The organism is Actinomadura xylanilytica (assembly GCF_030283145.1).
GTDB classification, from domain to species: domain Bacteria; phylum Actinomycetota; class Actinomycetes; order Streptosporangiales; family Streptosporangiaceae; genus Spirillospora; species Spirillospora xylanilytica.
This window is the reverse complement of the sequence record NZ_JASNWE010000003.1, coordinates 1,000,872-1,013,541: the sequence shown is the minus strand read 5'-3', so window position 1 is coordinate 1,013,541 and position 12,670 is coordinate 1,000,872. Positions and strand designations below refer to the sequence as shown.

General features: G+C 75.3%; 11 protein-coding genes. 2 read left to right on the top strand and 9 right to left on the bottom strand.

What is annotated here, in order from left to right; all coding sequences use genetic code 11:
• Window positions 1–21: 21 nt before the first annotated feature.
• Window positions 22–555, bottom strand: a complete 534-nt coding sequence (locus QP090_RS22240) for a DUF1707 SHOCT-like domain-containing protein (RefSeq protein WP_285941057.1) — start codon at window positions 553–555, stop codon at window positions 22–24.
• 7 nt (window positions 556–562) lie between these two features.
• Window positions 563–1,333: a PadR family transcriptional regulator gene (locus QP090_RS22235; RefSeq protein WP_285941056.1), complete on the bottom strand. Its 771-nt coding sequence runs from the start codon at window positions 1,331–1,333 to the stop codon at window positions 563–565.
• Between the two features lie 221 nt (window positions 1,334–1,554).
• Between QP090_RS22235 and QP090_RS22230 the strand changes: the two genes are divergently transcribed.
• Window positions 1,555–3,552, top strand: a complete 1,998-nt coding sequence (locus QP090_RS22230) for a bifunctional phosphatase PAP2/O-acyltransferase family protein (RefSeq protein ID WP_285941055.1) — start codon at window positions 1,555–1,557, stop codon at window positions 3,550–3,552.
• On the top strand, window positions 3,545–4,489 hold the full coding sequence (locus QP090_RS22225; protein ID WP_285941054.1) for an SDR family NAD(P)-dependent oxidoreductase: 945 nt from the start codon (window positions 3,545–3,547) through the stop codon (window positions 4,487–4,489). Before QP090_RS22230 ends, QP090_RS22225 begins: the two co-directional genes overlap by 8 nt.
• 54 nt (window positions 4,490–4,543) lie before the next feature.
• On the opposite strand, the gene hpnH is transcribed toward QP090_RS22225, so the two are convergent.
• The 7 genes from hpnH to hpnC are packed head-to-tail and all read right to left on the bottom strand — an operon-like array spanning window position 4,544 to window position 12,323.
• A complete protein-coding gene (gene hpnH, locus QP090_RS22220) occupies window positions 4,544–5,542 on the bottom strand; it encodes an adenosyl-hopene transferase HpnH (protein ID WP_285941053.1) in 999 nt (332 codons plus the stop codon).
• A gap of 5 nt (window positions 5,543–5,547) precedes the next feature.
• Window positions 5,548–6,264, bottom strand: coding sequence for a phosphorylase family protein (locus QP090_RS22215; RefSeq protein ID WP_285941052.1), 717 nt, complete (start codon window positions 6,262–6,264; stop codon window positions 5,548–5,550).
• On the bottom strand, window positions 6,261–8,213 hold the full coding sequence (gene shc / locus QP090_RS22210; protein WP_285941051.1) for a squalene--hopene cyclase: 1,953 nt from the start codon (window positions 8,211–8,213) through the stop codon (window positions 6,261–6,263). Before shc ends, QP090_RS22215 begins: the two co-directional genes overlap by 4 nt.
• On the bottom strand, window positions 8,213–9,238 hold the full coding sequence (locus tag QP090_RS22205; protein WP_285941050.1) for a polyprenyl synthetase family protein: 1,026 nt from the start codon (window positions 9,236–9,238) through the stop codon (window positions 8,213–8,215). The genes shc and QP090_RS22205 overlap by 1 nt, the downstream gene beginning before the upstream one ends.
• Window positions 9,235–10,557 carry a hydroxysqualene dehydroxylase HpnE gene (gene hpnE / locus QP090_RS22200; protein WP_285941049.1) on the bottom strand — a complete coding sequence of 441 codons (1,323 nt, stop codon included), beginning with the start codon at window positions 10,555–10,557 and terminating at the stop codon, window positions 9,235–9,237. Before hpnE ends, QP090_RS22205 begins: the two co-directional genes overlap by 4 nt.
• Window positions 10,554–11,444 (bottom strand): presqualene diphosphate synthase HpnD, encoded by an 891-nt coding sequence (gene hpnD, locus QP090_RS22195; protein ID WP_285941048.1) that lies wholly within the window; start codon window positions 11,442–11,444, stop codon window positions 10,554–10,556. Before hpnD ends, hpnE begins: the two co-directional genes overlap by 4 nt.
• A 3-nt stretch (window positions 11,445–11,447) precedes the next feature.
• Window positions 11,448–12,323, bottom strand: a complete 876-nt coding sequence (gene hpnC / locus QP090_RS22190) for a squalene synthase HpnC (RefSeq protein WP_285941047.1) — start codon at window positions 12,321–12,323, stop codon at window positions 11,448–11,450.
• Window positions 12,324–12,670: the final 347 nt, after the last annotated feature.

Sequence of the window (12,670 nt, the reverse complement as noted above, 5' to 3'; positions counted from 1 at the left end):
CCCCAAGATGGTTCCGTGCGGTCAGCGGACGCGGCGGGCGCGCCGCACCGAGACGGCCAGGATTACCGCGCGGACGATCCAGATCAGCATCGCGATCTGCAACACCGTCAGGACCGCCGCGCCCGGCCCCACCGCGATCGTGGTGAAGACGAACACCCCGACCAGCAGCGGGAACGCGGCAAACGGGTGGTGCCGGGCGTGGTGCCCGTGATGCCGCGCCGGGTGCCCGTGCCCGTGGAAGTGGGCCGGGTGCCCGAACGGCCCCCTGCCCGGACGCCCGAACGGCCCACGGACCGCCGGGCCGTACGCGGGGCCGAACGCCGCCCCGAACGGCGTCGCCGACATCGGGGACGGCTCGGCGAGGACGTCCGGGCCCGGCAGGTCCCGCAGGACGCCGCGTAGGTCGCCCCGGGTCTTGGCGCCCAGCGCGGCGCCGAGCCGCTGGTCGAGTTCCGCGCGGTCGAGCCGTCCCGCCGCGAAGTGGTCGTGCAGCGCGGCGGTCGCCGCGTCCCGCTCGGCGTCGCCGATGCGGAGGTCGTCGGGGCGGGTCACCATGATCCCTCTACTCCTCGGTGGTGTCGTCGGTGGTCGGGCCGCCGTCCGGCGCCGCGGTCGCGGCGCCCGGGTCCTCGTCGGCGAGGATCCGGTAGAGGCTGCGGCGGGTCTCGGCGAGCACGTCCCTGGCCTGGGCGACCTGGTCGGCCGACCCCGAGTGCACGATCTGCATGACCGCGGCGCCGGTCTGCGCCACCTGCTTGAACAGCTCGGGGACGCCCTCGCCGAACTCGGGCGTCATCTCGGCCCAGGGCTCGGTCAGCTCGTCGGCGTGCTCCTGGACGTAGGCGCGGCCCTCGCCGGTGAGATGGAAGGTGCGCCGCCCGCCGCTCTCCTCGCCGGCGATGAGCCCCTCGTCGGCGAGCTGCTGCAACGCCGGGTAGATCGCGCCGGGGCTGGGCTTCCAGCCGCCGCCGCTGCGCTCGTTGATCTCCTGGATGATCTGGTAGCCGTTGCGCGGCTCCTCGGCCAGCAGGGCGAGGACGGCCGCGCGCACGTTGCCCTTGCGCGCCTTGGGCCCGCGGCCCCATGGGCCGCCGCGCCCGCGCGCCCACGGCGGACGCCCCTGCGGCCCGCGTCCCCAGTCGCCGGACGGTCCCCAGGGCCCGGGTCCGCCGCCGAACATCCAGCCGAAGCCCGGCCCCTCGCCGTGGGCGCGGGGACCGCAGCCGCGGCCCTGGTGCGCCGCCGCGGCCTGGGCCGCCTTGGCTCCGAGCGCGGCGGCCGTGAACGCCCAGCGCAGATCGGGTCCGGATCCGTGTCCGTGTGTCGCCCCCATGTTCTCCACCACCTTCTGAGATCTCTCTATGATCTCTCGCGATACGACAACGATATATCGAAAACGTTCGGCATGGCCAGAAGATTCCAGGCGCGGTTCCCCCGTCCGGCCGCGCGGCCCGATCACCGGGCGTGATCTACCGGCCCGATCCGGCCCGTCTGACCGGAGTGAATCTTGGGTAATGAGGCGGATGTGGGGGAACGATGGGGACGCGGGAGGCCGTGACCGCGCGTGACGCGGTGCTGCCCCGGACGAGTGCCGCGGTGCGTGGCCACGTCTGGCGCGAACTGCTGCTCGGACTGACCGTGTTCGGGCTGTACGGCCTGGTGGTGATGCTCCCCCAGCAGGGCCGCGTCGGGCCGGCCCGCGTGCACGGGGAGCAGGTCTTCCGGCTGGAACGGGCCCTGCACATCGATGTGGAACCGGCGCTGAACGGGTGGCTCGTCGGGCAGCCGGTCTGGCGGGCGCTGGCCAACTACGAGTACGCCATCACCTACATCGTCAGCGCGTTCGGGCTGCTGGCCTGGCTCTACGTGCGCCACCCCGAGCGCTACCGGCCCGCCCGCAACACCTTCGTCCTGCTCAACCTCGGCGGCCTCGCCTGCTTCGTGCTGTACCCGGTGATGCCGCCCCGGCTGATGCACGGCCTCGGCTTCCACGACACGGTCCGGCTCGACCGCACCTGGGGGTCGTGGGGGTCGCCGGTGGTCGAGCACGCCGACCAGCTCGCCGCGATGCCGTCCCTGCACATGGCCTGGACGCTGTGGGTCGGGGTGGAGCTGGCCAGGGTGTCGGCGCGGCGGTCGGTGCAGGGGCTGAACGCCGCGCACATCGTGCTGACCGGCTATGTCATCCTCGCCACCGCCAACCACTTCCTGCTGGACGCGGTGGCCGCCGTGCCGCTGGTGGCCGCCGCGGTGTTCGTCGCCGGGCGGACCGCCCGCGCGCCGGCCGAGCGCGTCCCGGCGGCCGATGCGTTCTTCCTGGCCGTGGAGTCGCCCCGGGCGCCGCAGCACGTGGGCGGGGTCGTCCTGCTCGACACCTCGGAGGCCGGGCCGCGCCGCGACGACCTGGTGCGGGTGGTCACCGACTCGCTCGACCGGCTGCCCAGGTTCAAGCAGCGGCTCGCCGACCCGGCGCGCTGGCGGCGCCCGGTCTGGCGGGACCACACCGCGATCGACTGGGCGTGGCACGTCGGCGAGCGCGACGTCGGCGCCGCCGGCATGGACGGGCTGCGCGCCCTGATCGCCGAGATCCAGCGCGAGTCGCTGCCGCGCGACCGTCCCCTGTGGCGGATGGTGCTGGTGGACGGCGCGCAGCCGGACCGCACCGCCCTGGTCTTCCTGATGCACCATGTCGTCGCCGACGGGGTCGGGGTAGTGGCCCAGGCGATGCGGCTGATGGAGCCGTCGCCGGAGCAGGCGGGCACGACCGCCGTGCCGCCGCGCCGGCGGCTGCGCGAGGCGGCGGCCACGGTGATCGGGTTCTGCCAGCTCGCCGTCGACGTGGCGCCCCGGGCCCGGCTGCCCGCGAGCGGGACGTCCGAGCGGCGGTTCGGCACCGTCCGGGTCCCGCTGGAGACGGCCCGGGAGGTGGCCCGGCGGCACGACGCGCGGGTCAGCGACGTGGTCCTGTGCATGGTGGCGGGCGCCCTGGACCGGGTCGTCCCGTGGCCTCCCGGCGGCTCGCCCGACGGGGCGCGGCGCGACGTCCGGGTCGCGGTGCCGCTCATGATGCGCTCGCCCGAGAGCGAGGCCGAGGGCAACCACACCACGGCGGTCATGGTGGACCTGCCGGTCGGGAGGATGCCCGAGGCCGAGCGGCTGGCCTGCATCGCGCGGCGCAGCCGGGTCCTGCGCACGGGGACCCGCGCGCTGGCGTCGTGGTTCGTGATGCGGCAGGTGGGGCGGCTGATGCCGGCGCCCCTCCACGCGCGGTTCGCGCGGGCGGTCTACGGCGGCCGGTTCCTCCAGGGCGTCGTGTCGAACCTGCCGGGCCCGGACCGGCCGATGCGGCTGGCCGGGGCCCCGCTGACCGAGGTGTACCCGATCATCCCGCTGGCGCCCGGCGCGCCGCTGGCGGTGGGCGCGCTCGGCGTCGACGGGGAGCTGTGCTTCGGCGTCTCGGTGGACCCGGCGCTGGTGGACGACGCGGGCCTGCTGACCGCCGCGATCGCCGAGGTGCTCGACGAGCTGCGGGACGGAGACGCCCATGCCTGACCGGCCGTCCGGCGAGCCCGCACGCGTCCCCCCGCACGCGTCCCTGCACGAGCCACCGCGCGGTCGACCGCGCGGGCGATCACGGCCGGGTCGGCGGCTGGACGGGCGGCTGGACGGGCGGCTGGACGGGCGGCTGGACGGCGCGGTCGCGCTGGTGACGGGGGCCTCGTCCGGCATCGGCCGCGAGAGCGCGGCGGCGCTGGCGCGGGCCGGCGCCCGGGTGATCGTGCACGGCCGGGACGCGGACCGGCTCGCCGAGGTCGCGGCCGAGGTCGGCGGCACGGCGGTGGCCGGCGACCTGGCCGGTCCCGGGGAGGCCGAGCGCGTCGCGGCGGCGGCCCTGGCGGTGGCGGGACGGGTGGACGTCCTGCTGTGCAACGCGGGCCTCGGCTGGTCGGGCGCGTTCGCCGACATGCCCGCCGACGCCGCCGAGCGGCTCGTGGCGGTGAACCTGACCGCGCCGATCGCCCTCACCCGGCTGCTGCTGCCCGGGATGCGCGAGCGCGGCGGGCGCCTGGTGTACGTGACCTCGATCGCCGGACGGCTCGGCGTGGCGGGGGAGGCGGTGTACGCGGCGACCAAGGCGGGGCTGGACGTGTTCGCCTCCAGCCTGCGGGAGGAACTGCGCGGCACCGGGGTGACGGTGGGCGTGCTCGTCCCGGGCGTGGTCGACACCGCGTTCTTCGAGCGCCGCGGCGAGCCGTACACGCGCCGGCGCCCCCGCCTCCTGCCCCCCGCCCGTGTCGCGGAGGCCCTGGTGGAGGGCATCGCGGCGGGCACGGCGGAGATCTACACGCCGGGCTGGCTGCGGCTCCCCGTCGCCGTACGGGGCGTGGCGCCCGGCGTCTACCGCACGCTGGGCCGCCGCTTCGGCGCCCGCGCCGTCGCGCTGGAACCGGCGGACGGACGCCCGCCCGGCCCCGCCCCCCGATCCTGATGCGGATCGGTGCGGCGACCGGACGGGCGCAGGTCGTGGGTGACGGGCGCGCGTTCAGCCGTTGCGCACGGCCCGGATCGTCTCCTGGAGGGACCCCAGCGTCGCGAACACGGAGGTGGGCTCGTAGCCGCAGTGCGCCATGCAGTTCGCGCAGCGGTCGTCCTGCCCCCGTCCGTAGGAGCCCCAGTCGGTCGTCTCCACCAGCTCCTTGTAGGTCTCGGTGTAGCCGTCGTCCATCAGGTAGCAGGGACGTTGCCAGCCCTTGAGCGAGTACGACGGGATCGCCCACGCGGTGCACGCGAAGTCGACTTTGCCTTCCAGGAAGTCCAGGAACAGCGGCGAGTGGTTGAACCGCCAGCGTTTGCGGTTGCCGTTCGCGAACGTCTTCTGGAAGAGGGCGCGGGTCTCCTGGACGCCCAGGAAGTGGTCCTGGTCGGGCGCCTTCTCGTAGGCGTAGGCCGGTGAGATCATCATCTGATCCACCCCCAGGTCGTCGTTGAGGTAGTCGAGCACATCGATGACGGTCTGCGGGGTGTCGGTGTTGAACACGGTGGTGTTGGTGGTGACCCGGAAGCCGCGTTCCTGGCACATCCGGATGGCCGCGACCGCCTCGTCGAACACGCCCTTCTTGCAGACCGACTCGTCGTGCCGCTCGCGCAGCCCGTCCAGGTGCACGGTCCAGGTGAAGTAGCGGGACGGCTCGAACAGGTCGATCTTCTTGGGGATCAGCAGCGCGTTGGTGCACAGGTACACGTAGTGCTTGAGCCGCACCAGCTCGGCCACCATCTCGCCGATCTGCGGGTGCATCAGCGGCTCGCCGCCGGCGATCGACACCATCGGCGCGCCGCTCTCGCGGATCGCGGCCACCGCCTGTTCCACCGGCATTCGCTTCTTGAGCGTGCTCGCCGGGTGCTGGATCTTGCCGCATCCCGCGCAGGCCAGGTTGCAGGCGTACAGCGGCTCCAGTTCCACCAGCAGCGGGAACTTCTCGCGGCGGGCCAGTTTGTTGCGCATGATGTAGCCGCCGATACGCAGGCTCTGGCGCAGTGGCATGGCCATTACGGTCCGACCTCCTCAGGCAGGTCGATCTCGGTCGCCTTCATCCCGGACGGGGTGAAGGGCGCGTACATCGCCGATGGCGAGGGTCGCGGCGGCGGCGGTGCGGCCGTGGCGCCCTCGGCGGCGTGGGCGGCGGCGGCCCAGGCCGAGAGCGCGGGCCCCGCCGCCCACAGCCGCCGCCACGCGTTCAGGCCGTGCGGGACGGTCCCGGGCGAGACCAGCGGATGCCGGGGCGTGTCGACGATGGCGCGCACGACCGCCCAGGGGCGGGCGCCCGCGGCCTCGACCAGCGGCCCGGACTCCATGTCGACCGCCACCGCCCCGGTCGCGGCCAGCGCGCCCCGCTCGGCGCCGGTGACGGTGTGGCCGGCGGTGATGATCGGCCCGCGGTGCACGGTGGCGCCGCTCAGCGCGAGCAGGCGGGCCAGCGGTCCGGCCCAGCGGCAGCGCAGCGTCCGCCCGCCGGAGCGCACCTCGGTCGCCACCACCAGGTCGCCGGGCCGCAGCCGGGCGTCCAGGGCGCCGCCGAAGCCCGCCACCACCAGGGCGTCGAACTCCGGCAGCCGGGCGGCGGCGGCCTCCGCGCGGCGCGGCCCCATCCCGGTGCGGACGACGCGCACCGCCGCGCGCCCGGGACGCCCGCCGCGGCGCGCCCGGAGGCGTCCGACGGCGCGGGCCTCGACGCCGAGCGCGGCGCAGATCACCAGCCGCGTCACGAGACCTCCCCGCGGGCGTAGCGGCCCAGCGCGTTGATCGGGAACACCAGCCGGTACAGGTGGTAGTTGATGTAGAAGTCGCCGGGGAAGCCGGTGCCGGTGAAGTGGTCCTCGTCCCAGCCGCCGTCCGGTCGCTGCCGGCTCGTGAGCCAGCCGACGCCGCGGTCCACCACCGTGCCGCGCTCGCCGGCCGCGAGCAGCGCCAGCAGCGCCCATGCGGTCTGCGAGGGCGTCGAGGCGCCCCGGCCGATCCAGGACGGCGACCGGTAGGAGCGCAGGTCCTCGCCCCAGCCGCCGTCGTCCTGCTGGTGGCGTTCCAGCCAGTCGACGGCGCGGCGGACGGCCGGCTTGTCCGGGCGGACCCCGGCGGCGATGAGGGCGGGCACCACGCTGCCGGTGCCGTACACGTGGTTGGCGCCCCAGCGGCCGAACCACGACCCGTCCGGCTCCTGGGCCTTGAGCAGCCAGACGACGGCCCGCTTGACCAGCGCGGAGTCGGCCATGCCGCGCTCGCACAGCGCCTCCACGACGTGCGCGGTGACGTCGGCGGACGGCGGGTCGGTCACGGCGCCGAAGTCGCAGAAGGGCAGCTTGGCGGGCAGGGTGCGGGTGTTGTCGGCGTCGAACGCGCCGAATCCGCCGTCGCGGGACACCATCCCGGCCATCCAGCGGACGCCGCGTTCGATCGCGGGCTCGGCCCGCGGGTCCCGCAGCCGGCTGAGCGCGAGGACGGCCTCGGCGGTGTCGTCGGTGTCGGGGTAGACGTCGTTGTCGAACTCGAACGCCCACCCGCCGGGCGGCAGGTCCGGCCGCCGGACCGACCAGTCGCCGGGGCCGGTGACCTCCTCGCCGAGCACCCACTCGGCGGCGCGGACCTGGGCGGGGTGGTCGCCGGGCAGGCCGGCGTCGGTCAGCGCGTTCATGGCGAGGACGGTGTCCCAGAGCGGCGACTGGCACGCCTCCAGGCGGCGGCCCTTCTCGTCGCGGACGGTGAACCGGTCGAGGCCCTCCAGGCCGCGCCGCATCACCGGATGGTCCACGCCGTAGCCGAGCAGGTGCAGCGCGATCAGCGAGTACACCCACGGCGGCTGGATGCCGCCCCACGAGCCGTCCTTCTCCTGGCGGGCGACGATCCACTCGCCGGCCCGCCGCAGCGCGGCCCGCCGCACCACCGCCACCGGGCGCCGCTCGTACACGTGCAGGGCCCGGTCCAGGGCCTGGAACGCCTCGCTCCAGCCGGGCCGCCTCCCGGACCGGCGGCGCCGCGGCGGGCGGTGCTCCGGGCGCAGCTCGGCGAGGTCGAACGGCAGTGTCCGGACGGGCCGGAGCGCCCCGACGACGGTCAGCGGGACGATCGTCTGCCGCGCCCAGCACGCCCAGTCGTAGACGTTCAGCGGGAACCAGCTCGGCAGGAACATCATCTCCGGCGGCATCACCGGCAGGTCGTCCCAGGACCACTGCCCGAACAGCGCCAGCCAGAAGCGGGTGAACACGCGGGTGGCCGCGATGCCGCCCGCCTCGCGGATCGCGTGCGCGGCGCGGCGCATGTGCGCGGCGTCCACCGGGTCGCCGGCGAGCCGCAGCGCCACGTACGCCTCGACGGTCGTGGACAGCTCCGTCGGCCCCCCGTGGAAGTTGGCCCAGGTGCCGTCCGGCGCCTGCTGGGAGCGGATCCAGCGGGCCGCCTCCTCGGTGTCGGGCGCGGTGCGGACGCCGAGGAACTCGCGCAGCAGCAGATCCTCGGCGTCCATGCTCACGTTCGTCTGGAGCTCGCCCTTCCACCAGCCCTCCGGGGACTGGAGGGAGAGCAGGTGGTCGCGCGCCGCCTCCAGCGACGCGGCGGCCTTCCCCGCCTGCGTCCTGGGCTTCGCCGGCGCCCCCGGTTTGCCGGGCTTGCCCGGCCTGTCCGGGATGGGTGCGCTGGACGGCGTGGGTGCGGTGGTGGTCATCAGTGGTCCCGTCGGGTGACGAAGTCGGCGATGTGCAGGAACTCGGTGCGGACGGCGCCCGGCAGCCCGGCCCCGGCCAGCCGCGCGGACGCCCGTTCGACGCGGCGGCCGGCCTCGGCCTCGGCCCAGGCCCGCCCGCCCGCCGCCTCGACCAGGCGCGCGATCTCCCGCAGCGCGCCCTCGTCCGGCCCGGCGGCGTCGGTCCCGGCCGGGAGCGTGTACAGCTCGGCCAGCCGCGCGGACGCCGCGTTCCCGGCGTTCAGGGCGGCGACCACCGGCAGCGACATCTTGCGGGACCGCAGGTCCGACAGGGCGGGCTTGCCGGTGACGACCGGGTCGCCCCAGATGCCGAGCAGGTCGTCGACGAGCTGGAAGGCCACGCCGACGTTCGCGCCGAACGCCTCCAGCGCGCCCGCCAGCGGCTCCGGCGCGCCGTGCAGGACCGCCCCGATCGCGCAGGAGCAGGCCAGCAGCGCCGCGGTCTTGTCGGCGGACATGGCCAGGCACTCGTCCAGGCCGATCTGCCGGCGGCTCTCGAAGTCGAGGTCGAGCGCCTGCCCGGCGATGAGCCGCCGGGTGGCGGCGGCCATCGCGTGCGCCGCCGCCGTCGCGCCCGGTCCGGGCGCCTCCAGCAGCACCTCGGCGGCGAGGGCCAGCAGCGCGTCGCCGGCGAGGATCGCGGCGGGCTCGCCGAACACCGTCCACGCGGCGGGCCGGTGCCTGCGGGTCCGGTCGCCGTCCATGATGTCGTCGTGCAGGAGCGAGAACGCGTGCGTCAGCTCGACCGCGACGGCGCCCGGGAGCCCGCTCTCGGGCGCGGCCCCCGCGGCCCGCGCCGACAGCAGGACGAGCGCGGGGCGCAGCGCCTTGCCGGCCGGGACCGCGGGACGGCCCTCGGCGTCGGTCCAGCCCAGGTGGTAGGCCGCGACGCGGTAGGTGTGCGGGTCGAGGCGGCCGACGGCGGCGCGCAGCGCCCCGTCGACCAGCGCGCGGACGTCGGTCATCGAGACCGGAACGGTCGTCATCGGTCCCTCACCCCCTCCAGGTGGCGACGGACCAGGCGAGCGGCGGTGAGACCACTGCGCACTGCTCCCTCCATGGTGTCGGGCCAGCCCGTGTCGGTCCACGCGCCGGCGAGGAAGACTCCCGTTGCCCGGGTCGCCGCGCCCGGACGCCGCGCGCCGCTGCCCGGCCGCTGCCGGAACGTCGCGCGCCGCTCCCGGGTGACGAACACGTCCCGGACGCGGGCCCGGCGCGCGGCCGGCAGCAGCCGCCGCAGCTCGGGCACGAAGCGGTCCCGGAGCTCGGCGGTGGGCACGTCGATCCAGCGGTCGGCGGCCGACACCGACACCGCCAGGTACTGGCCGCTCCCCAGGCCGCTCACCGCCGTCCGGTCGAAGATCCACTGGACCGGTGAGCCGACCGCGGCGGCGAACGGCCGGTCCAGCACCGGCCGGTCGTAGACGACGTGCACGTTGACGATCGGGCTGGCGTCCAGCGCGTGCCAGCGGGCGTCCGGCCCGGGGTGCGCCTCGGCGGGCAGCAGCCGGGCCGCCGTCTCGTGCGGGACGGCGAGGATCACCGCGTCGGCGGCGACCGGCTCGCCGTCCACCACCACCTTCGGATCGGCGGTCACCTCCTCCGCCTTCGCCTTGAGGCGGACGGTGCCGCCCGCCTCCTGGATCCGCCGCAGCGCCGGGCCGCCGTGCAGTTCGGCGAGCGGGACGGACGGGACGCCGATGTCGGCGGCGCCGGTCCGGCCGAACAGCGCCCGGCGGCAGACCATCGCCGACAGCCCGAGTGAGGCGTCGTCGACCTCGGCGTTGAGCGAGGCGGTGATGAACAGCCCCCACAGCGCCTCGCGGGCCCACGCGCGCTGCCCCCGCCCGGCCAGCCACGCCCCCGCCGAGACCTCGTCGAGCGCGGGATCGGCGGGGTCCAGGCGGCGCAGCGCGGTGGAGGCCCGCATCGCGCGCAGCCGGTCGGCGGGGGACAGCGGCGAGTACCGGGCCAGCGCCGGCAGCAGGTGCAGCGGGCTCGGCAGCGGCGCCCGGCGCAGCCGCGCGCCGCGCCCGCCGGGCGTCAGGACGGTGACGTCGAAGCGGTCCTGGACGGTGGCGAGGTGGTCGGTGCCGAGGCGCCGCAGCAGCCCCTGGTAGGCCGTGCAGCAGCGCAGGAACACGTGCTGGCCGTTGTCGACGTCCAGCCCGTCCCGGCGAAACGAGTGCGTGGCGCCGCCCAGCCAGGGGCGCGCCTCGACCAGGGTGACCTGCACGCCCGTCTCCTGGAGGGCCATCGCGGCGCTGATCCCGGCCAGGCCGCCCCCGACGATGACGACGTTCACCGTTCCGTCCCCGTCAGCGCCCGCGCCGCCACGACCGCCTTCTGCCAGTTCGGCAGCGACATCCGGGAGTCCAGCGCGATGGAGGGACGGTCGGCGATGCGCTCCAGCAGCCGCCGGTAGATGCCCGCCATGGCGGCGGTGCACGCGGCGCTGCGCCGGTCGAGCATCGGCAGCAGCCGCAGCCCCTCGTCGTACCAGGACCGCGCCCGCGCCGCCTCGAAGCGGATCAGGTCGTTCAGCCGCTGCGGCGGGTCGGTGAACCGGCCCGTCTCGTCCTGCGCCAGCGTGCAGCCGAACTTCGCCAGGTCCTCGGCCGGCAGGTAGATCCGGCCGTTCAGCCGGTCCTCCCGCACGTCCCGCAGGATGTTGGTGAGCTGGAGCGCGACGCCGAGCGCGTCGGCGAGCGGCTCGGCCTTCAGCGGGCGGTCCGTCCCGAACACGCCGAGCGACAGCCGCCCGACCGTGCCCGCCACCTGCCGGCAGTAGGGCAGCAGGTCCTCGAACGTGCCGTACTCGGTGCCGCGCACGTCGGCCTCGCAACCGTCGATCAGCTCGCCGAACGCCTCCAGCGGGACCGGGTAGCGCACCGCGGTGTCGGCCAGCGCGGCCAGCACCGGGTCGTCCTCCAGGACGCTGATGCCGGTCCGCCGCCGCCCGTGCGCGTCCCGGAGCACGGTGAGCTGCGTCCGCGACCCGGCCAGCAGGTCCAGCCGCACCCCCGGCGGCTCGGGGCCGTCGCCGATGTCGTCGATCCTGCGGGCGAACGCGTAGATCGCGCTCATCGCGCGCCGCTTGGGACCGGGCATCAGCCGGATCCCGTAGGCGAAGTTGCGAGCCTGGTCGCGCACGACCCTCTCGCAGTGCTGGTAACCGTCGGAAACCGTCACCGTTCAGCCCCTTCCAAGAGCGCGCGCCCACCCGGCCAGCAGCCTCGCCCGGTGCGGGCGCGGCGGATGCGCGAGCACGTCGTAACGGCCGCGGGCGAGCGCGGCCAACGCCGCGCGCCCCCCGGCCACATAGCCCGCCACGGCGAGCCGCGCCCACCCCGACAGGCCCGAGATCAGCGGCTCCGCCCCCCGGTCCAGCAGCTCCCGGGCCCGGCCGGCCTCCAGCGCCAGGACGCCGCGCAGCCGCGTGGGCGTCACCGGGCGCGCGAGGTCGTCCTCGGTGCAGTCGAACCGCCGCAGGTCGTCGGCGGGCAGGTAGATCCGGCCGCGCCGGTGGTCCTCCCCGACGTCCTGGCAGTGCTCGATGATCTGGAGCGCGGTGCAGACCCGGTCCGACGACTCCAGCAGGCCCGGCCTGGCGGCCCCGAACACGTGCAGGACGATGCGCCCCACGGGGTCGGCCGACAGAGTGCAGTACTCCAGCAGTTCGCCGAACGTCCCGTAGCGGTGCACCTCCTGGTCCTGGCGGTTGGCCTGGACGAGGCGGCGGAACGGGGTCTCGGGGATGGAGCGGGCGGCGACGGTGGCCGCCAGCCGCCGTAACTGCGGCAGCCGCGGCGTCCCGGTCCCGTAGATCCGGTCCAGGTCGCCGTCCACCAGGTCGAGCAGCCCGGCCCGTTCCTCCTGCGGCGCCTCGTCGCCGATGTCGTCGACGAGGCGGGCGAACCCGTAGACGGCGCGCAGATCGGCGCGGTGCCGGGCGGGCAGCAGCCGCGTCGCGACCGGGAAGTTCTCCCGGGAGGCGAGTTCGCCGAGCGCGCGACGGTTCCCCTCGATGCTCCAGGTCGATGCAGGGGCGATGTTCTCTCGACGAGTCACCACAGTGAGATTCGCCGACCTGTTACCAGAGAAACTCTGGCCAAGGTATGGAGTTATTGAAACGGCCCGGGTTTTGGTAGCAAAAACAGCGCCACAGGAATATCGCCCCCAAATGACGGTCGGTCGGGGGTGATGAGCAGGGAACATCGCCGGACGGGCCGCCGTGCCGCCGTCCACCGGGCCCGGCCCGGCAAAGAAAGCCATGCGCGCCGGAGCCCGAGCCGGGGCCGCCGTTTGGGCGCGTCTTTATCGAACCGGCCGGTATATCAGGTGAACGAGCATGAAATGCGAAGTCTCGCCGGCGCCCGCGGCCCGCTAGGCCCGTGAAGCCGTCTGGAGCCGGCGGG